The 18,895-nt window shown below is 73.3% G+C and carries 18 protein-coding genes; 9 read left to right on the plus strand and 9 right to left on the minus strand.

Going from position 1 to position 18,895, the window contains the following annotated elements:
- Positions 1-33: 33 nt before the first annotated feature.
- Together OG896_RS27820 and OG896_RS27825 are read right to left on the minus strand one after the other, a co-directional pair.
- Positions 34-810 (minus strand): SDR family NAD(P)-dependent oxidoreductase, encoded by a 777-nt coding sequence (locus tag OG896_RS27820; RefSeq protein ID WP_329369695.1) that lies wholly within the window; start codon positions 808-810, stop codon positions 34-36.
- Between the two features lie 178 nt (positions 811-988).
- Positions 989-2,023 (minus strand): esterase/lipase family protein, encoded by a 1,035-nt coding sequence (locus tag OG896_RS27825; RefSeq protein WP_329369696.1) that lies wholly within the window; start codon positions 2,021-2,023, stop codon positions 989-991.
- Positions 2,024-2,378: 355 nt separating this feature from the next.
- Between OG896_RS27825 and OG896_RS27830 the strand changes: the two genes are divergently transcribed.
- A complete protein-coding gene (locus OG896_RS27830; RefSeq protein ID WP_329369699.1) occupies positions 2,379-3,530 on the plus strand; it encodes a helix-turn-helix domain-containing protein in 1,152 nt (383 codons plus the stop codon).
- Between the two features lie 95 nt (positions 3,531-3,625).
- Here the strand turns inward: OG896_RS27830 and efeB are convergent, their stop codons facing one another.
- The 3 genes from efeB to efeU form a co-directional block, all read right to left on the minus strand.
- Complete coding sequence (gene efeB / locus OG896_RS27835) at positions 3,626-4,942, minus strand: iron uptake transporter deferrochelatase/peroxidase subunit (protein ID WP_329369701.1); 1,317 nt, start codon at positions 4,940-4,942, stop codon at positions 3,626-3,628.
- Positions 4,943-4,945: 3 nt separating this feature from the next.
- Positions 4,946-6,124 carry an iron uptake system protein EfeO gene (gene efeO, locus OG896_RS27840; protein WP_329369703.1) on the minus strand — a complete coding sequence of 393 codons (1,179 nt, stop codon included), beginning with the start codon at positions 6,122-6,124 and terminating at the stop codon, positions 4,946-4,948.
- 155 nt (positions 6,125-6,279) lie between these two features.
- Positions 6,280-7,128 (minus strand): iron uptake transporter permease EfeU, encoded by an 849-nt coding sequence (efeU, locus tag OG896_RS27845; protein WP_328463717.1) that lies wholly within the window; start codon positions 7,126-7,128, stop codon positions 6,280-6,282.
- Positions 7,129-7,485: 357 nt separating this feature from the next.
- On the opposite strand from efeU, the gene OG896_RS27850 reads away from it, so the two are divergent.
- Entirely contained in the window at positions 7,486-8,160 is a 675-nt protein-coding gene (locus OG896_RS27850) for an SCO2400 family protein (protein WP_329369705.1), read from the plus strand.
- A gap of 82 nt (positions 8,161-8,242) precedes the next feature.
- Here the strand turns inward: OG896_RS27850 and OG896_RS27855 are convergent, their stop codons facing one another.
- Positions 8,243-9,544: an MFS transporter gene (locus OG896_RS27855; RefSeq protein ID WP_329369707.1), complete on the minus strand. Its 1,302-nt coding sequence runs from the start codon at positions 9,542-9,544 to the stop codon at positions 8,243-8,245.
- A gap of 101 nt (positions 9,545-9,645) precedes the next feature.
- Between OG896_RS27855 and OG896_RS27860 the strand changes: the two genes are divergently transcribed.
- The 4 genes from OG896_RS27860 (at position 9,646) to OG896_RS27875 (ending at position 12,817) form a co-directional block, all read left to right on the plus strand.
- On the plus strand, positions 9,646-10,617 hold the full coding sequence (locus tag OG896_RS27860; protein WP_329369708.1) for a DUF6772 family protein: 972 nt from the start codon (positions 9,646-9,648) through the stop codon (positions 10,615-10,617).
- A 5-nt stretch (positions 10,618-10,622) separates the two neighbouring features.
- On the plus strand, positions 10,623-10,955 hold the full coding sequence (locus OG896_RS27865; RefSeq protein WP_329369710.1) for a hypothetical protein: 333 nt from the start codon (positions 10,623-10,625) through the stop codon (positions 10,953-10,955).
- A gap of 144 nt (positions 10,956-11,099) precedes the next feature.
- On the plus strand, positions 11,100-12,161 hold the full coding sequence (locus OG896_RS27870; protein ID WP_329369712.1) for a LacI family DNA-binding transcriptional regulator: 1,062 nt from the start codon (positions 11,100-11,102) through the stop codon (positions 12,159-12,161).
- Between the two features lie 77 nt (positions 12,162-12,238).
- Positions 12,239-12,817: a DUF1707 SHOCT-like domain-containing protein gene (locus OG896_RS27875; protein WP_329369714.1), complete on the plus strand. Its 579-nt coding sequence runs from the start codon at positions 12,239-12,241 to the stop codon at positions 12,815-12,817.
- Between the two features lie 70 nt (positions 12,818-12,887).
- Here OG896_RS27875 and OG896_RS27880 read toward each other — a convergent pair whose 3' ends face one another.
- Positions 12,888-13,307 (minus strand): MarR family winged helix-turn-helix transcriptional regulator, encoded by a 420-nt coding sequence (locus OG896_RS27880; protein ID WP_329369716.1) that lies wholly within the window; start codon positions 13,305-13,307, stop codon positions 12,888-12,890.
- A gap of 111 nt (positions 13,308-13,418) precedes the next feature.
- Between OG896_RS27880 and OG896_RS27885 the strand changes: the two genes are divergently transcribed.
- Positions 13,419-13,847 (plus strand): organic hydroperoxide resistance protein, encoded by a 429-nt coding sequence (locus tag OG896_RS27885; protein WP_329369718.1) that lies wholly within the window; start codon positions 13,419-13,421, stop codon positions 13,845-13,847.
- Positions 13,848-14,017: 170 nt separating this feature from the next.
- Positions 14,018-16,480 (plus strand): glycoside hydrolase family 3 protein, encoded by a 2,463-nt coding sequence (locus OG896_RS27890; RefSeq protein ID WP_329369720.1) that lies wholly within the window; start codon positions 14,018-14,020, stop codon positions 16,478-16,480.
- Positions 16,481-16,519: 39 nt separating this feature from the next.
- On the opposite strand, the gene OG896_RS27895 is transcribed toward OG896_RS27890, so the two are convergent.
- Positions 16,520-17,122: a GNAT family N-acetyltransferase gene (locus OG896_RS27895; protein WP_329369722.1), complete on the minus strand. Its 603-nt coding sequence runs from the start codon at positions 17,120-17,122 to the stop codon at positions 16,520-16,522.
- Positions 17,123-17,188: 66 nt separating this feature from the next.
- Complete coding sequence (locus tag OG896_RS27900; protein ID WP_329369724.1) at positions 17,189-18,100, minus strand: SGNH/GDSL hydrolase family protein; 912 nt, start codon at positions 18,098-18,100, stop codon at positions 17,189-17,191.
- Positions 18,101-18,363: 263 nt separating this feature from the next.
- On the opposite strand from OG896_RS27900, the gene OG896_RS27905 reads away from it, so the two are divergent.
- Positions 18,364-18,858, plus strand: a complete 495-nt coding sequence (locus OG896_RS27905; protein WP_202233532.1) for a DUF3145 domain-containing protein — start codon at positions 18,364-18,366, stop codon at positions 18,856-18,858.
- Positions 18,859-18,895 lie beyond the last annotated feature (37 nt).

Below are 18,895 nucleotides of genomic sequence, written 5' to 3' on the forward strand. Positions count from 1 at the left end.
CCGGCCGCCGTTCCCCGCCGGCACGGTCCTCCGCTAGAGCAGGGTGCCGCCGGACGCCTCGACGCGCTGGCCGTTGATCCAGCCGGTGTGCTCCGACAGCAGCGACGCGACCACGCCGCCGATGTCGTCGGGCTCGCCGACCCGGCCGAGGGCGGTCTCCGCGCCGAGCTGCGCGCGCACCTGCGCGTTGTCCCGCAGGTAGCCGCCGCCGAAGTCGGTGGCGATCGGCCCGGGGGCCACGGTGTTCGCGGTGATGCCGCGTTCGCCCAGCTCCAGCGCCAGGTAGCGGGTGAAGACCTCCACCGCGCCCTTCATCGTGGCGTACGCCGACATGCCCGGGCGGCTGAAGCGGGTCAGCCCGGAGGAGGTGTTGATGATCCGGCCGCCGTCGGCGATCAGCGGCGCGAGCGCCTGGGTGAGGAAGTACACGCCGCGCACGTGCACCGCGAACAGCGCGTCGAAGTCCTCGACGGTGGCCTGCGCGAAGGGCGCGGCGGCGGCCTGCCCGGCGTTGTTGACGAGGTAGTCGAAGTCCTCGCGCCGCCACCCCTCCTTCAGCGTCCGCCGCACCTCCGCCACGAAACCGGGGAAGTCCTCCAGCCGGCCGGTGTCCAGCGGCAGGGCCCGCGCGGTGCGGCCGAGCGCGGTGATCTCGTCGACGACGGCCTGCGCCTCGTCGGCGTGCGAGCGGTAGGTGATGATCGAGTCGACGCCTTCCGCGGCGAGCCGCAGCGCGGTGCTGCGGCCCAGCCCGCGGTTGGCGCCGGTGATCAGGGCGACGCGGTCGCGGGTCTCGGTCTGCTGGGTCATGGCGGTCTGCTCCTCGCGGGTGGGCGGCGGCCGTACCGTCCGTACGGCCTGCGGTCTCCGCCTTCGCTCACCAGCCTGCGCGCGTCCGCGCACCGGATGAAGGCCCGGCTCAACCAGGGACCCGCGATCCCTGGCTACGGCCCGCCCGCCCCGCCGGAGCCCCGCCCACCCGGGTCCGCTACGTCAGCGGCCCGGTGACCGGCAGGACCACCTCGCACGGCACCGGCCGCGGGTGCGCCGGGTCGAGCGCGTTGAGCACGTCGGTGAGCGCGATCGGGTCGTACGCGATCTCCAGGTGATCGCTGGCGTCCAGCCCGCACTGGTCCTGCACGGTGATGTTCGTGACGTTGGGCGCGGCGGGCAGCAGCGCGTTGGTGTACGGCGTGACCACCTCGTCACCGGTGGTGGTGATCACGGTGTACGTCACGCCGGGCACGGTCTCGCCGCCGCTGTTGAGCGAGGTGAGGAAGTCCGAGCCGACCTCCTGCTCGACGCAGGCCGCGCAGGCCGGGCCGACCACGAACTGGTTGGCCGGCTCCAGCAGGCCGAGCTGGCGGCCGAACTCGGTGAGGCCGTCCAGGGTGGTGCCGTTGTTGCTGGGGGACAGCGCGATCAGCTTGTCGGTCTTGGCCGCGCCGCCCAGGTTCTTCAGGTAGTAGCGCGGCATCATGCCGCCCTGGGAGTGCCCGACCAGATCGACCTTGGCCGCGCCGGTCGCCGCCAGCACCTGGTCGACGAACGCGGAGAGCTGCGCCGCGCCGTCCTCGGCCGGACCGGTGCCCTGGATCGCGGCGGACGCCGAGGAGCCGCCGTAGTCGAAGGCGAAGACGCAGTAGCCGTTGTTCGCCAGCAGCGGCGCGGCGCCGCCCCAGTTGTCGTTCATGTTCTCGAGGGTGCCGTGCACCAGCACCACGGGGTACGGGTGCGCGGCGCTCGGCGTGCACGACCAGTTGTTCGCGCCGGCCGGGGCCTTCGTCGGGCTGAAGAACCCGCCGACGAAGCCGGTGCTGAAGTGGTAGTTCACCGGGAGCCGGCCCGACGCGGCCGGTGCGGCGGCGTCCGTGCCGGCGGAAGGGGAAGCGGAGGAGGCGGCGGCAGAGGTGGCGGAGGCGGTGGAGGCGGAGGCGGCGGCGAAGGTGCCCTGGGTGCCGGCCAGGGTCAGGCCGAGCGCGGCGGCGGCCGTCGCGCAGCCGCGCAGAAGGGTGCGTTTCATGTGGCGTTACCGTCCCTTGTTCGGGAATGCGAATTCCGGCAGTGCGGCGATCGGTGATGCTAGGAAGCGCCGTCGGGCCGGTCAACGGCCTCGGCCGGACGCCCGGAAAAGCGCGTGCGGAGATGCCAGGAAACCGTGCGCCCGCAATGCGGAACTGTCATCGGCGGCAGAAGAACAGCCGCCCCTGCCCCACCTGTTGACTCGCCGGTAACATCGCCGCATACTCCCCTGTGGGCCACCAGCACCGGCCGGACCGGCCGTGTCGGGCCGGGGCGCACCGCATCGCAGCCCGGCCCGACGGAGGTCACCGGTGGACGGACCGTGGACGCGCTTTCCGCCGCGATTCGCCGTGGAGGTGCGAAAGGAGCGTTCCTCGCTCGCCGCCGAGATCATCAGCGAGATACGGCGCCAGGTGCCCGAATTCGCCCGGCCGCTCGCCGGGAATTTCGGTGCCGGAATCCAGCAGGGCGTGGAGAGCGCCCTCGCGGAATTCGCCGACCTGCTGGCCGCCGGCCGGGCCGAGGGCGCTTTCAGCGAGGACCGGCTGCGGGTGCACCGCGCCCTGGGCCGGGGCGAGTTGGCCGAGGGCCGCAGCCTCGACGCGCTCCAGGCCGCCTACCGGCTCGGCGGCCGGGTCGCCTGGCGCCGCTACGCCCGGGTGGCGCGCCGCTCCGGGCTCGGCGCGGACCTGATGGTCGTCCTCGCCGAGGCGATCTTCGCCTGCCTCGACGAACTCGCCTCCGCCGCCGTGCGCGGCTACACCGAGGCGAGGGCCGACGAGGCGGGCACCCTCGTCCGGCGCCGCCACCGGCTGCTGGACCTGCTGGTCGGCCCCGCGGCGCCCGACGCCGTACGGGAGGCGGCCGGCACCGCGGACTGGCCGCTGCCGGCCGCGGTGGCCTGCGTGGCGCTCGGGCCGCCGCCCGCGCCCGGCCCACCCGCCGCCCGTGCCCGGCTGCCCGATCTGGTGCTCGCCGACACCGACGGCGCGCAGCCGTTCCTCCTGGTGCCCGAGCCCGCGCTCTACCTGCGCGACGGGCAGGTCCAGCGGGTGCTGCACGAACGGACCGCGGTGATCGGGCCGACCGTGCCGGTCGCGCTGGCCGCGGACTCGCTGCGCTGGGCCCGGGCGATCCTGGCGTGCCTGCCCGAAGGGCAGCGCGGCGGGCTGGTCGACTGCGACCGCTGCCTGCCCGAGTTGATGCTGCTGGGCGACCCTGCGCTGGTCCGGCTGATCGCCGAACGGCGGCTGCGCCCGCTGGCGGCGCTCACCCCCAAACGCGGTGAACGGCTCGCCGAGACGCTGCTCGCCTGGCTCCAGACCAACCGGGGCAGCGCGCCCGACGTCGCCGCGCGGCTGGGCATCCACCCGCAGACCGCCCGCCGCCGGCTGCACCAGGTCCAGCATCTCTTCGGCCCCGCGCTCGCCGACGCCGACGCCCGCTTCGAACTCGAAGTCGCCCTGCGCGGCCGGGTGCTGGCCCACCGCCCGCTGCCCAGCCGCTGATCAGCCGTCGGCGGCAGGGCGGCCGGCCGACGGGACGCCCCTGGCGGGCCGTCGGCCGCCTTCGACCGGCGTCGGGCCGACCAGGCCCCGGCCGGTCAGCCGAACAGCTGGGTGGACCAGTCCTGGCCGGCCGCGAGGCCGGGCGGGGTGACGAAGACGCCGCTGCCGATGTGCTGGATGTACTCGTTGAGCGCGTCGTGCTGGCCGAGGATGCGCTGGAGGGTGCTGAACTGGTCCGGGCTCTTCATGAACGCCACGAAGAACAGCCCGCCCAGCAGGTCGCCCGTCTCCGGGTCGATCCCGTCGGTGTACGAGTAGCCGCGCCGCAGGATGCGCAGCCCGTTGTTGTTCTCGTGGGCGGCCAGCCGGATGTGCGCGTCGGCCGGGATGACGTACTGCCCGCCGGACTTGGCGTGGAAGTCGGGGGTGTCGTACTCGGCCTTCCCGGTCAGCGGCGCCCCGCTGGACTTGAACCGCCCGAACACGTCCTGCTGGTCGCCGAGCCGGTCCCGGTCCCACTGCTCCATCCGCATCTGGATCTTCCGGCTGACCAGGTACGACCCGCCGCGGGCCCAGCGCTGCGGCTCCTCGTCGCCGATCCACACGTGCTGACCCATCAGCGCCGCGTCGGTCGCGTCGATGTTGCGGGTGCCGTCCTTGAAGCCCAGCAGGTTGCGCGGGGTGGCCTGCTGCGGCGTGGTGGAGGAGGTGCGGCCGAAGCCGAGTTCCATCCAGCGCGGCGCCAGCGTGCCGAAGGCCAGCCGGCGCAGGTTGCGTATCGCGTGGAAGGCCACCTGCGGGTCGTCCGCGCACGCCTGCACGCACAGGTCGCCGCCGGAGTTCTCCGGGTCGAGGTTGTCCTTCGGCAGGTGCGGCAGCGTCTTGAGCGCGGAGGGGCGGCGCGCGGCCAGCCCGAAGCGGCCGTCGAAGAGCGAGGGGCCGTACCCGATGGTGATGGTGAGGTTGCCGGGCGCGAGGCCGACCGCCTCGCCGGTGTCGTCCGGCGGGGTGTTGAGGTCGCCGACGTCGCCGGGCACCGGCTTGCCGAGCGTCATGGCCTCCGCGGCGGCCGTCCACGTCTTCAGCAGCTCCGCCAGGTCGGCGCGGGTCACGCCCGGCGTCACGTCGAACGTGGCGAAGCACAGCCGGTCCTGCGACGGGGTGGCGATCCCCGCCTGGTGGCCGGCCCGGAAGGCGACGATCTGGCTCTTGGCCGCGCCGCCGGAGCCGTTGCCGCCCGAGCCGGACGAGCCGCCCCGGGCCAGCACGGTGCCGCCCACGCCGACGGCGGCCCCGGCCACCGCCGCCCCGGCGCCGACCGCGCCCAGCAGCCGGCGCCTGCTCACGGCGGCCGCCGCCTCGGGCCGCCGCTCTTCGGGTTCGGGAGTGATGTCCGGGGTGCTGTCGGTCACTGGTCAGGCAATCTTTCCGGCGATCTTGGAGACGGACTCCGCGTAGGCGTCCACGGTCTGGGACAGGGTACGCCGCTGGGCGGCGGTGACCTTCCGGTAGTCCACGTAGCCGCTGTCCTCGTAGCCGGGCGTGGCGGCGTACTTCTTCAGGGCGGCCGCGGTGGCCTGGTAGCGCTGGGTGACCTCGGCGGCCAGCGCCGGGTCCTTCTTCTTCAGCGTCGGCATCAGCACGTCGACCGCCTCGTTGGCGCCGGCCAGGTTGCCGTCGAAGTCGAGCAGGTCGATGTGCGAGTACCGCTCCTCCTCGCCGGTGATCTTCGAGGACTGGATCTCGTTGACCAGGTCGGTGGCGCCGTTGGCGATCACCGCGGGCTGGTACTCGACCGTCGGCACCTGGTCGTTGAGGCTCTTGACGTCGGCGTTGAGCTGGTCGGCGAGCTTGCCCATGCCGGCCAGCGACTTCTGCTGCCAGATCGCCTGCTCGATGCGGTGGAAGCCGGTGAAGTCCGCCGGGGTGGCGGCGTCGTCGGCGCGGCCGTCGATCCGGCCGTCCAGGTCGCCCCAGATCTCCGCGGTGGGCTCGATCCGCTCGTAGTGCACGCGGGCCTTGCCGTAGAGGGTCTTCGCCTCGTCGAGCTTGCCGGCCTTGACCGCGGCGGTGAACGCGGCGGTGGTGGTGACGAGCTGCTTGACCTCGCCGTCGATCCAGGTGCCGTACTGCTGGGTGGCGGCGACCAGTTGCGGGTCGTCCTTCCAGGTCTTCTTGACGGCGCCGGTGACGGTGAACGCGGAGCGGTTGGTGCTCGCGCCGGGGCAGTAGACGGAGTACGTGCCCTTGTCGAGGTTGAGGGTGAAGTCGCCGGACAGGCCCGGGGTCAGGTTCTCCTTCTCCCCGAGCATCTTGCCGTGGTCCTGCAACTCCGCCTCGGTGACCTTCGCCGAGTTCTTGTTGGCGACGGTGAACTTCACGGTGCCGGCCGGTGCCTTGGCGGGGCTGGGCGCGCAGCCCTTGTCGGTGATGGTGATGGTGACCTTGGAGGTCTTCGCACCGGCCGCTTTCGCGTCCGTGCCGGAGGAGCCCTTGTCTCCCTTGTCGCCGCCGCAGGCGGTGAGCAGCATGCCCGCGGCTATCACGGTCGCGGCGCAGGCCAGGACTCGGCGGTGGGTGGCAGCGGGGTTCACGAGGGCTCCTTGGTGAGGCCGCGCGGGGCACGGCGGAAGACGGTGGTGGTGCGGTGTGCACGGGGCGGCGCGAGGGCCGTACGGCGGTTCCGGGGGCCGGCCGGCACGCGGGGGAGGGGCGGCCGGCCGGTACGAACCGGCCGGCGCGCGCGGGTTCAGCCGGCTTGCACGGGCTCGGCCGAGGGCTGCTTGGCGGCGGCCTTCTTGCGGCGGGCCGGCCACAGCACGACCGCGAGCATCGGGACCGTGTAGACCAGCCAGCCGATCACCATGGCCCAGCTCGGGAACGGCTGGATGCCGAGGACGCCGGTGACCACGGAGGAGGTCGGGGTGCCCGGGCGGACCAGCCAGGACAGGTCGAACGCCTGGTTGTTCCGGTCGATCCAACCGCCTTCGTACGCGGTCATGATCGCGGTGGAGACCAGGCCGGCGGCGACCAGGATCAGCACGATGCCGGTGATCCGGAAGAAGCGGGAGAGGTTGATCCGCACCCCGCCGCGGTAGATGCCGTAGCCGACCACCACGGCGACCAGGATGCCGAGCGTGGCGCCGGCGCCGCCGTACCAGGGGTTGTTGCTCTCGTTGAAGGTCGCGAGCAGGAACACCGACGTCTCGAACCCCTCGCGCAGCACCGCGAGGAAGGCCATCATCACCAGCGCCGACGCCGAACCCTCGGACAGCGCGCGGCCGGCCGCGCCCTCCAGGTCCTTGCGCAGGTCGCGGGAGTGCCGGCGCATCCACAGCACCATGTAGCTGACCATGACGACGGCGATCGCGCCGACCACCGTCTCCAACCGCTCCTGCTGGCGGGTCGGCAGGTCGCTGGAGAAGATCTGGAGCGCCACGGCGACCGCCACGCAGATCGCCACCGCGATGCCGACGCCGATCCACACCTTCTTCAGCGCGTCGCGCCTGCCCTGCTGGCCGAGGAAGGAGGCGATGATGCCCACGATGAGGGCCGCTTCGAGACCTTCGCGGAGTCCGATCACGAACGTGGGGAGCATAGGGGTCCTTGTCGGTGCCGGCGCGGGGCGGCCGGAGCTTGGCGGTAAGGGAGCTAAGGGGAGGCTGCCCTAGCTTAGGTCACCCTTATTAGTACGGACCCCGCCCGGTACGCGTCAAGCCCGCGGGTGCACGCAATCCGCGGCAAACCGGACCCGATGTGGGGCGGCTCACCCGACCTTGGCCACCTCTTTACGGTCGGCCGGCCCGGCCCTGGCGAAGGTGTCCTCCGTCGCCCTTGGGGACGTCCCGTTCCTGCCATCGGCGGTCGCCCGCCGCGGAGTTTCCGGGCAAACGCACGGCAAGCGGAAAGCGAGGGTTCCCTCTCGCCACACCCGTCCCCTAGTGTCCCTTCCGCCATGGACTACTGCTACGCGTGCCGACGCCATCTCAACGGCGCCTACTCGTGCCCGGGATGCGGTACCCCTGCCGACCGGCTCGCGCTGCCCGCGGTGGGCGAGACCGCCCAACTCCCGGCGATCGGCGCGGACGGGGATGGTCCCGCCGACGACGCGGCCCACGGCGGCGGGCGCGCCGCGCGACGGCTCGCGGCCCGCGGGCAGGCGGCCCACCAGGCCAGGCGCGGCCGGCAGCGGGCCACGGTCTACGGGATCGGCGTGATCGCAGCGGTCGGCGCCGCGGCGATGCTCTCGGTGGCGGCGCTGTCCGGTGGGTCCAGCGGCGACGGGACCCCGTCGACCCCGCTCGACCACAACCCGCCCGCGCCCACCTCCGGCGACACCTCGCCGGACGGGTCCGGCGCCGGCCCCGACCACGCCGCGCCGAGCGGCGGCCCGCAGACCTCCTCGTCCGGGACCCCCACCACCTCGCCCACCGCGTCCGGTTCCGCGTCGCCCACCGCCACTCCCGGCGGCGGCACCCCGAGCACCCCGGCGTCCCCGGTGACCGGCTCGATCAGCCCCAAGCCGCCGTCCCGGAGCCCGTCCACCGCGCCGACCACCCCGCCGCCGCCGTCGTCCTCCCCTTCCCCGACCCAGACCCCGTGCAAGCAGGTGCTGTGGTGGTGCGGGTAACGGCCGGGTGAGGAGCGGCCGTTCACCGCACCCGGCCGACCCCGGACCGGAGGTGACGGCCGCCCGGCTCCGGAGCGCGGGCTCAGGCGACCAGTGCGGCGGGCGCGGTGTCGGCCGAGCGCCGGTCCTCCGGCAGGCAGGCGGTGCCGACGACGCCGAGCGCGCACAGCACCCCGCAGCAGACGCAGACCAGCCACGGCCGGCCGTCCCCCGCGGAGGTGAGGGCGGCGGCGACGAAGGGGATCGTGCCGCCGACGACGGCACCGGTGATCTCCCGGCTGAACGTCACCGCGGTGTAGCGGACGCGGACGTCGAAGAGCCCTGACAGCATGGCCGCCTGGGAGGCGAGCGTCATGTCGCAGCACAGGGTGAAGATCATCACGAGCGCGGCCCAGACCACGACCGGCGTCCCGGTGTCGAGCATCGCGAAGAACGGGTAGAGCAGGATCGCCCCGGCCACCGATCCGATGATCATCACGCGGCGACCGCCGATCCGGTCGGCGAGCCGGCCCGCGGTCGGGATGGTGACGAACTTGATCATGTTGGCGATGATGATCCCGACGAGACCGATCCAGCCGGAGACGCCGACGGTCTTCGACAGGTAGGTCAGGGCGTAGACCGACGGCAGGTAGGTGAGCACGTTGGGCGCGATGCTCATGAGCATCGCGAACGGCACCCGGCGCCCGCTGAGCCGGAGCATCTCCGGGAACCGGCCGCGGACGACGCCCTTCGTCCGCACGGCCGCCGTGAACTCCGGGCTGTCCTCCACCTTGCGCCGGATGAGGTAGCCGGCCGCGGCGAGGACCACGCTGAGCAGGAACGGCACGCGCCAGCCCCACGCGAGGAACGCGTGCTCGGAGAGGGTCTGCTGGAAGAGGAAGAAGATCCCGGTCGCGATCACCGAACCGAAGGCGTTGCCGACGCTGGGTATCGAGGCGTGGAAGCCGCGGGAGCCCTTCTCGGCGTGCTCCGCCGACAGGAGCATGGCGCCGGCGTACTCCCCGCCGGCGCCGAGTCCCTGGAACACCCGCAGGACGACGAGGAGGGCCGGCGCGGCGACCCCGACCTGCCCGTAGGACGGCAGGCAGCCGATGAGGACCGAGGACGCCGCCATGAGCAGCAGCGTCACGAACAGCATCTGCCGGCGCCCGAACCGGTCGCCGAGCAGGCCGATGACGATGCCGCCGACCGGTCGGGCGAAGAAGCCCACCGCGAACGTCGCCAGCGACGCGAGGGTCCCGGCCGTCGCACCGTCGCCGGGGAAGAACACCTTGGGCAGCACGAGCGCCGCCGCCGTGCCGTAGAGGGAGAAGTCGTACCACTCAAGGGCGCTGCCGACCGCGGAAGCGAGGGTGGTACGCGTGAGCCGTCGAGTTCGCGCCATTGCTGAACCTTCCGTCAGTGGACATCGGCACCCTAACGACCGCATCCGCCAAGAATCAAGGTTCTTGTATTTTTTTCACGTTAGCAATAACGTTAATGACCATGACGACCTCAACGTCCACCCCGGACGGCGACCTCGGGTCCCAGTTGCGTGACGCCCTGCGCAGCACCGACCCGGCGCTGTCCCGGTTCAACCCCCTGCGCCGGATACTCGCCCACGACGACTTCAACTCCGGCCTGCACGGCTGGGTGGAGCTCGGCGGCAACTACAACGGGCGGGGCGACTACGACTCGCTCGACCGCCACTTCCGCGACTTCCGCCCGCCGCAGCTGTCCTCGTGCGACTTCTTCGACGTCGGCACCCACGGCGCGATGTCGGGCACCTACGCGCTCAAGCTCGCCACCCGCCCCCACCCCGGCCACACGGCGACGGCGATCCGCCGGCTGACGATGAGCGGTCGCGGCCTGCTCCAGATCGAGGCGTACCTCGCCTACAAGGCCGAGGCCACCGTCGGGCCCGATGCCGTCGACGGTTTCGGCGACATGGCGTGGGACGGCAACCAGCACCCGTCGGAGGCCCAGTTCGGCGCCTTCACCGTCGCGACGGACCTGTGCGGCGACGGCGGGCTGCGTTACCACACGGTGGCGCGCTACCAGAACGCCGACGCCGAGGGCCGGATGCGGCGGCAGTGGATGTACCCCGTCGTCCCCGAGCCGACCCCGCGGGAGCACTTCGAGGGCAAGGTCGACCACCCGTACGCCGCGGACTTCACTGCGCCGAACCCGGAGGACTGGCGGGCCTACGGCGACCCGCAGGAACTGTGCATGAACGAGGTGCCGACCAAGGTCAACTGGCACTACCTGCGCTGGGTGATCGACACGGAGGCGCGCCGCAACGTCGAACTCCAGCTCAACGACCGGACCATGGACTGGTCGCACGTCCCCGTCCCGCCCTACGAGGAGCGCTACGGCTCGCTGGAGAACCTGCTCAACTTCTACTTCTCCGTGCGCACGCTCAGCGGGCAGCGCAACTTCCTCTACCTCGACTCCGTCGTGATCTCGGCAGATTGGTGACCACCATGCGTGAATCCCAGACCGCCGTCCTGGAACGCGGCATCCGCGTCGAGGACGAGTTCGCCACCGAGCCGTTCGAAGTCGCGTGGGCGGGCGAGGCCCGCTGGTTCGTGCAGTTCCTCGAACCGGGCGAGGACGCCACCGTCACCCTCACCCCGCAGGTGTCCGCCGACGGTCTCGCCTGGGTCGACCACGAGGCGCCCGCCGTCGAGGTTGCGGCCGGCGGCCTGATCACCCTCCCGCTGCGCGACTTCGGCCACTGGCTGCGGCTGGTCGTCCGGCGCTCCGGCGGGCGCACCGCTCCGCTGGCGCGGATCTACCTCGCCCTCAAGGAGTGAGCGCCGGCCGGGAACGGGACCCGGGACCCGGCCGAGGGAGCGGCGGGACCCGGCCGAGGGAGCAGCGGGGAGCGGGAACCGGCCGAGGCGGCGGTGGATAGAGTGACGTGACGACAAGGAGGCGGGTCGAGGACGGTGGCCACCATGCGACGCAGCACCCTGAGCGACCTCGCCGAGAACCTCGGCCTGTCGGTCAACACGGTCTCCCGGGCGCTGAGAGGAAAGGACGGCGTGGGCACCCGCACCCGCGACCTCGTCCTCGAAGAGGCCGTCCGGATCGGGTACATCACGCCGGGCGCGTCCCGCCCCGGCACGGAAGACGCCCCCTCGGCCCGGTCGAGGTCGCGGACCATCGGCCTGACGATCCCGTCCTCGACCCACGTCTTCGCCTCCGAGCTGATCGGGGCGATCGAGGCCGGCGCCCGCGCGGCCGGCTACTCGCTCGACCTCTTCGTCACCGAGGAGAGCGCGAGCCAGGAGACGGGCATCGCCACGCAGATCACCGACGCCGGCCTGGCCGGAGCCGTGGTGATCCCCGTCCAGGGCGAGCGCGACCCGTGGGCCCGGGTCCGCGCCGAGGGCATCCCCGTCGTCGCCGTGTCACGCGAGATCGACCAGCTCAGCTGCGACTTCGTCGGGGTCGACAGCGAGGCCGGGGAGTACGCCGCCGTCCGCCATCTGCTCAGCCGGGGCGCCCGGTCGATCGTCAGCTTCGAGGAGGACCTGGCGATCAGCACCATCGCCAACCGGCAGCGCGGGTTCGCCCGCGCGCTCGCCGAGGTGGCCGGCACGACCTCGCGCACGGTTCCGGTGCCGAGCCGGCGGTTCGAGACCGGCGAGTCCGACTGGCGACCGGAGGAGGCGTATCGCGCCTGCCGCGAGTTCCTCGACACGGACACCGCCTTCGACGCCGTCACCGTCGGGGACGACTACTTCGCCCTCGGGGTCGCCCGGGCGCTGGCGGAGCGGGGCATCCGCGTGCCGGACGACGTGCGCATGGTCGGCTACGGAGACCACGCCTACTCGGCGTGGATGCGCCCCTCGCTCTCCTCGGTCCGCCTGCCCACCCGGCTGATCGGCGAACTCGCCGTCTCGCTCGTCCTCCAGCGGGTCGCCGGCGAGACGAGCCCACCGGTGCGGCGCCTCATCAAGCCCGAACTGGTCGTGCGCGAGTCGAGCGGGCCCCGCCCGGTCACCGCCGCCTGACTCGTCGCCCGGTCACCGCCGCCTGAATCCTCGGCCGCGTCGGCCCTTCCGCGGCCGGTGCGTGAGAGCATCGGGGCATGACGGAACTCCCCGCGCGGGTCCGCCGGGAGGAGCTGCGGCCCTCCGACCGCGACCGCGAGCAGGTCGCCGAGGCGCTGCGCGAGGCGGCGGCCGAGGGGCGGATCGACTTCGCCGAACTCGACACGCGGATCAGCGCGGCCTACGGCGCCAAGCGCTACGCCGAGTTGGACGCTCTCACCCGGGACCTGCCCGCGGGCGCGGGTGGGGATAGCGGGGCGTCGGCGGCCCGGGCGGGGTGGGGGTCGCGGTGGGCGGTCGCCGTCTTCGGCGGGTTCGCGCGCAAGGGCGCCTGGGCGGTGCCGCGTTCGATGACGGCGCTGTGCGTGTGGGGCGGCGGCGTGATCGACCTCAGCGAGGCGCGGTTCACCGGGGCCGAAACCCGCATCCGCGCGTACGCGTTCTGGGGCGGGATGAAGATCGTGGTCCCGGCGGATGCCGAGGTGTACGTCAACGGGGTGGGGTTCCTGGGGCTGTTCGGGCGCAAGGCGAGCGGGCCCGGGGTGGCGGGGGCGCCGCGGATCAGGGTGCGGGGCCTGGCGATGTGGGGCGGGGTGACGACGAAGCGGGCGGGGTAGCGGCGCCGCACCGGTGCGGATGGCCGTACGGTGCCCGCCGATCCGTCCGGACCTGCCGAGCCGTGCGGCCCTACCGCACCATGCGGGCGAGCAGGTCCCGCAGCACGCCGCGTTCCCCCTCCGACAGCGCCGCCAGCGGTTCGCGGGCGAACTCCAGGGAGTCCCTGAGCTGTTCGGCTGTCGCGCGCCCCCGGTCGGTGGCCGCGGCGAGCTTGACCCGGCGGTCGGCCGGGTCGTTGCGGCGTTCGGCGAGGCCCTGGGCCTCCAGCCGGTCCACGATGCCCGTGACGTTGGACGGCTCGCACTTCAGCCGCTCGGCGATCTTGCGCATCGGCAAGGGGTCGGTGGCCAGCAGCGCCAGGACCCGGGCCTGCGCGCCGGTCAGGTGGTGCACGGCCGCGGCCGCGTCGTACTCCTGGTGGTAGCGCGCCACGACCGTGCCGATGAGGTCGAGCACCTCGGCGGTGAGCGGGTCCATGCGGCGGGTCATGGGGGCGAGGGTACCTGTTTCCTTGACAATCTGAAACATCAAGGACATCGTTCATTAGGCAAGGAAACATTGCAGGCGCGACGCGAGACCGTTCCTCAGGAGGAACCGTTCATGACCATCCAGTCCGTAGATGTCCTGTACACGGCGGTTGCCACCGCGGAGAACGGCCGGGACGGCCGGGTCGCGAGTGACGACGGCAAGCTCGACGTGGTGGTGAACCCGCCGAAGGAGATGGGCGGGAGCGGGGCGGGGACGAACCCGGAGCAGCTCTTCGCGGCGGGGTACAGCGCGTGCTTCCAGGGGGCGCTGGGCGTGGTGGCGCGCCAGGCGAAGGCCGACATCTCCGGATCGCGGGTGACCGCGAAGGTGGGGATCGGGAAGGTCGAGAGCGGCGGCTTCGGGCTGACCGTCGAGATCGCGGTGTCGATTCCCAAGGTGGACGAGGCCACGGCGAAGGACCTGGTGGAGAAGGCGCACCAGGTGTGCCCGTACTCCAACGCGACGCGCGGGAACGTGGATGTGCGGCTCAGCGTGATCTGACCCGCCCCGCTCCGTTTCGCCGCCCTTTCGCTTTCCCCGCTCGCCCCCCGGCGCCCTGCCGGGGGGCGAGCGGCGTCATGGGCCCGGACCTGCCGAGGTCTCCTCCTGGGTGGGGGCGGGCGGTGATACTGGGGCCGCGGATCAGTCGTCGGCGGCGGAGGGATGGCGGGATGGCGGAGCAGGGCGCGGTCGAACGGGTGGTCGCCGAGGCGTTGGGGAAGCTGGGGTTGGCGGAGAAGGCGGGGCTGCTGGCGGGCAAGGACATGTGGGCCCTGGGGGCGGTGCCCGAGGTGGGGCTGGGGGAGCTGGTGATGTCGGACGGGCCGATCGGGGTGCGGGGGCGGCGCTGGACGGCGGTGGACCCGTCGGTCGCGCTGCCGAGCCCGACGGCGCTGGCGGCGGGATGGGACCCGGAACTGGCCCGGCGGGTGGGGCGGCTGCTGGCACAGGAGGCCCGGCGCAAGGGGGTCCATGTGCTGCTGGCGCCCACCGTGAACCTGCATCGCAGCCCGCTGGGCGGGCGGCACTTCGAGGCGTACAGCGAGGACCCGTATCTCACCGGCGTGATCGGCACGGCGTACGTCCGGGGCGTGCAGGACGGCGGGGTCGGGGTCACGGTGAAGCACTTCGTGGCCAACGACGCCGAGAGCGAGCGGTTCACGGTGAACAACGTGGTGGGCGAGCGGGCGCTGCGGGAGCTGTATCTGGCGCCGTTCGAGGCGATCGTGCGGGACGCGCGGCCGTGGGGGGTGATGGCGGCCTACAACGCGGTGAACGGCGTGTCGATGACGGAGCACGAGGCGCTGCTGCGCGGGGTGCTGCGCGAGGAGTGGGGCTTCGACGGGGTGGTGGTGTCGGACTGGTTCGGGGCGCGGTCGACGGTGGGCGCGCTCGCCGGCGGGCTGGACATCGCGATGCCCGGCCCGATGACGGTGTACGGCGAGGCGCTGGTCGCGGCGGTGCGGGCCGGCGAGGTGGACGAGCGGCTGGTCGACGAGGCGGCGGCGCGGGTGCTTCGGCTGGCGGCGCGGGCCGGGGTGCTCGCGGGGGCGCCGGCGGACGTGGTGGAACCGCCGGCCGAGGTGGACGGCGCGGCGCTGGCCCGCGAGGTCGCCGTGCGCGGCTGCGTGCTGCTGCGGAACGAGCCGCGGCAGGGCCGCCCGGTGCTGCCGATCGACCCGTACGGCGGCGGGGTGGCGCTGATCGGCGCGGCGGCGCGGCACGCCCGGGTGCTCGGCGGCGGGTCGGCGCAGGTCTTCCCCGACCATGTGGTCTCGCCGCTGGACGGGCTGCGGGCGGCGCTGCCGCGGCAGGAGCCGTTGGTGTACGCGGTGGGCGCTGACCCGAGTGACGAACTGGGCACCGCCGGGCCGGGTTTCGCGCTGCACGCGGTCGCGTTGGACGCGCGGGGGCGGGAGTTGGGCAGCGAGCCGCTGCCGAGCGGGCAGGTGCAGTGGATGGGCGACCTGCCCGAGGGCGTGGTGTACGAGGAGGTGAGCGCGGTCGAGGTGCGCGGGGAGTTCGTGCCGGCGGTGGCCGGCGCGCACCGCTTCGGCACGCGCGGCAACGGCGGGTTCCGGCTGGAGGTCGACGGGCGGGTGCTCTTCGAGGGGGTCCAGGCAGACGCGCACGAGGACCCGTTCGAGGCGTTCTTCGGCCGCCCGGCGGAGCGCGGAACCGTGGAGCTGGTCGCCGACCAGCCGGTACGGGTCGCGCTGCGCTACGAGTTGCCGCCGGAGCTGGCCGAACTGCCCATCCAGGCAGTCGGGTTCAGCCTGCTGCACGGCGAACCGGAGCGGGACCCGGAGGAGTTGCTGGCCGAGGCGGTCGCGGCGGCCGCTGCCGCGGAGACCGCCGTGGTGGTGGTCGCGACGACCGAGCGGGTGGAGTCCGAGGGCTTCGACCGGACCGACCTGCGGCTGCCGGGCCGGCAGGACGAGCTGGTGGCGCGGGTGGCCGCGGTCAACCCGCGTACGGTCGTGGTGGTCAACGCGGGCGCGCCGGTGGAGATGCCGTGGCGCGAGGACGTGGCGGCGGTGCTGCTGGCGTGGTTCCCCGGCCAGGAGGCCGGGGCGGCGCTGGCCGACGTGCTGCTCGGCGCCGAGGAGCCAGGCGGCCGGCTGCCCACCACCTGGCCGGCCCGGCTGGCCGACGCCCCGATCAGCCAGGTGACCCCGCGGGACGGCGAACTGCGGTACGACGAAGGGCCGTCGATCGGCTACCGCGCCTGGGCCGCCCGCACCGGGCCCGCCCCCGCGTACCCCTTCGGACACGGACTGGGCTACACCACCTGGGAGTACACCGCGCTGGAGGCGCAACCCTCCCCGGCGGACGGCGTGCTGGCCACGGTACGGGTCACGGTGCGCAACAGCGGCGACCGGGCCGGCCGGGAGGTCGTGCAGGTCTACCTCACACCGTCCGGCGGCTCCCGCCGGCTGGCCGGGTTCGCGACCGTGACGGCGGAGCCGGGCCGGAGCGCCGAGGTCGTGCTCGAACTGCCGCTGCGGGCCGCGCAGTTCTGGGACGAGGCGGCCGGCGGATGGCGGCCGGCGCCGGGGCCGTTCACCCTGGACGCGGCCCGCTCGAGCGCCGACTCCCGGCTGTCCGCCGTCCTCTCCCACCCGGCCGGCTGAGGCGCGCGGCACGGCGGGTCTTCGGCGTCGCCGGCCGGGTCACAGGTCCTTGCGCATGCAGACCCGGGGCCAGCGGTCCAGGCCGTAGGCGGCCTCGCGGGCGCGGATACGGCGGAGCCCGGCGGTGAGCTCGGCGTCGTCCAGGGCGCGGAATCCGCAGCGCGCGTAGTACGGCGCGTTCCACGGCACTTGGGTGAAGGTGGTGAGCGTCAGCGCGGGGATCGCGCGGGCCGAGGCGTGGTCGGCGAGGTGGTCCAGCAGGGCGCGGCCGATCCGCCGGTGCGCGCGGTCTGGGTGGACCGAGACCTGCTCGACGTGGAGGTTGCCGTCGACGGGGTCGGCGATGAGATACGCGACGGGCGTCTCCTTGTCCCGCCCGGCGCCCGCTTCCGGGCCCGCGCTGACGCCCGCTCCCGGGCCGGTGTCCGTGTCCGGACCCGGGCCTTGCCCCGTTCGCGCGTCGACCGCGACCCATGCGAGCCCGGCCTGCTGGTAATGGGCGAGTTCGGCGAGCGGGAGGGGGCTGTCGTCGGCGATCTCGGGCATGCCGATCTCGCGGAAACACCGCCCCGCGGCGGCCTCCACGCCCTGCAGCAGCCGCAGTTCGTCGAGGCGGGCCGTGCGGATGCGGATCGAGTCCATGGGCTCGCTTCCTGTCGTTTCGGTAGGTCTGCGCAGGGGGCGCCGGCGCCTTTCGGAGGGCGCCGGCTAGCTCGTCGCCGTCGCCGGGCGGCCGGCCACCGCCGCCATGATCCGGGCCAGTTGGGACTCTCCCTGCGGGTTGGGGTGGAACCAGTCCCAGTCGCTGAGGTCGCTCGTGTCGAAACGGTAGGCGAAGACCGCGCCGCCGTCGTAACGGCAGCGCTGGTACGTCGCGCAGACCTGGCCGAGCACCGTGTTGTACGCCTGCACGCGGTCGCGCACCGCCGTACGCCGCTGGGTGGCGGCCGGGCTGTCGGAGGTCGGGTCGTCCAGCATCGTCGGGCACAGCCCGAGCTTCCACACCTCGCGGCCCAGCGGGTTGGCCTTGCCGACCGACCAGAGCCGTTGCAGGTCGGGGATGCTGGCGACCAGCACCTGCGTGGTGGGCAGCGTGCGGTGCAGATAGGACAGGGTGCTGTCGAAGGAGGCACGGAAGTCGGCCACCGACGTCATGGTGCCGGTGTCGGCCGCGCACGCGTCGTTCGCGCCGATCAGCACGGTGACCATCGCCGGGTGGTGGGCCGCCGCGGCGCGGGCCTGGTCGGGCAGGTCGGCGACGTGCGCGCCCGACCGGGCCACGTTCCAGCTGCTGGCGGCGCCCAGCCGCGTGCTGACGCTGTCCACCTGCTGCCGGCCGCCGGTGGCCCACGACACGTCCGGGCAGTCCGACACCGGCTTGCAGGCGTCGAAGCCGCGGGTGATGGAGTCGCCGAGCGCGGCGACGCTGCTCGGGTGGGTGTTCCACGGCCGCGCCGGGGCCGCCTCGCGCGGGGTGCCGCCGGAGGGCGCGGCGGACCCGGATTGCGAACTGTGTGCGGGAGGCGTCCCCCGGCCACTGTGCGGCGCACCGCCGCCGAATCCGCATCCGCCCAGCAGAACCGCGGTCACGGTGAGTGCCAGAGCGTGTCGCGACAGCATCCGCATGCGCTTCTTCCCTCCGACGAGTGGGTGACATCTGCCGTCAGCCCGACCGTACGCCACTCCCAGGAAGACGCCGCAGGGTAGCTTTTCCCTGACAGGCGAACCGATCTGACGGGAGGTCGACGGCCGACGGGCGACGGTGACGAAAGTTGTCCTGATTCAGCTGAATAGTGCAGAATGTGTCATGTTGCCCCGGGTTCAACCAGTACGAGGGTGAGGCCGCTGGGGAAGGCGAACCTCGTCCCACACTGGAGGTACCGGTGACGACACGTGGTGTTCTGTACGTGCACGCCGCACCGCGCGCGTTGTGCCCACATGTGGAGTGGGCCGTCGCGGGCGTCCTCGGCGTGCGTGTGAACCTCGACTGGGTCCGGCAGCCCGCGGCTCCCGGCACCTGGCGCGCCGAGTTCTCCTGGCAGGGAGAGCCCGGCACCGCCTCGAAGCTGGCGTCCGCGCTGCGCGGCTGGCAGCTGCTGCGCTTCGAGGTCACCGCGGAGCCGTGCGCGACCGCGGAGGGCGAGCGCTACAGCGCGACCCCCGAACTCGGCATCTTCCACGCGGTCATCGGCATGCACGGCGACATCCTCATCCCCGAGGACCGGCTGCGCGCCGCGATGCAGCGCGCCCGCAAGGGCGAGGCCGACCTGGAGGCAGAGCTGTCCCGGCTGCTCGGCAAACCCTGGGACGACGAACTGGAGCCCTTCCGCTACGCGGGCGAGGGCGCGCCGGTCCGCTGGCTGCACCAGGTGGTCTGACCGCCCGCGACACCCCGCGCCGTCGGGCCGGCCGCGC

The sequence above is a fragment of the Streptomyces sp. NBC_00669 genome (assembly GCF_036226785.1).
Lineage (GTDB): Bacteria > Actinomycetota > Actinomycetes > Streptomycetales > Streptomycetaceae > Actinacidiphila.

Coding starts and splice junctions, on each gene's coding strand:
- OG896_RS27870 (WP_329369712.1), top strand. CDS start 11,100: ATGCGACGCAGCACCCTGAGCGACCTCGCCGAGAACCTCGGCCTGTCG.
- OG896_RS27855 (WP_329369707.1), bottom strand. CDS start 9,544: ATGGCGCGAACTCGACGGCTCACGCGTACCACCCTCGCTTCCGCGGTC.
- OG896_RS27880 (WP_329369716.1), bottom strand. CDS start 13,307: ATGACCCGCCGCATGGACCCGCTCACCGCCGAGGTGCTCGACCTCATC.
- OG896_RS27860 (WP_329369708.1), top strand. CDS start 9,646: ATGACGACCTCAACGTCCACCCCGGACGGCGACCTCGGGTCCCAGTTG.
- OG896_RS27900 (WP_329369724.1), bottom strand. CDS start 18,100: ATGCTGTCGCGACACGCTCTGGCACTCACCGTGACCGCGGTTCTGCTG.
- efeU (WP_328463717.1), bottom strand. CDS start 7,128: ATGCTCCCCACGTTCGTGATCGGACTCCGCGAAGGTCTCGAAGCGGCC.
- OG896_RS27850 (WP_329369705.1), top strand. CDS start 7,486: ATGGACTACTGCTACGCGTGCCGACGCCATCTCAACGGCGCCTACTCG.
- OG896_RS27885 (WP_329369718.1), top strand. CDS start 13,419: ATGACCATCCAGTCCGTAGATGTCCTGTACACGGCGGTTGCCACCGCG.
- OG896_RS27895 (WP_329369722.1), bottom strand. CDS start 17,122: ATGGACTCGATCCGCATCCGCACGGCCCGCCTCGACGAACTGCGGCTG.
- OG896_RS27820 (WP_329369695.1), bottom strand. CDS start 810: ATGACCCAGCAGACCGAGACCCGCGACCGCGTCGCCCTGATCACCGGC.
- OG896_RS27865 (WP_329369710.1), top strand. CDS start 10,623: ATGCGTGAATCCCAGACCGCCGTCCTGGAACGCGGCATCCGCGTCGAG.
- OG896_RS27875 (WP_329369714.1), top strand. CDS start 12,239: ATGACGGAACTCCCCGCGCGGGTCCGCCGGGAGGAGCTGCGGCCCTCC.
- OG896_RS27825 (WP_329369696.1), bottom strand. CDS start 2,023: ATGAAACGCACCCTTCTGCGCGGCTGCGCGACGGCCGCCGCCGCGCTC.
- OG896_RS27890 (WP_329369720.1), top strand. CDS start 14,018: ATGGCGGAGCAGGGCGCGGTCGAACGGGTGGTCGCCGAGGCGTTGGGG.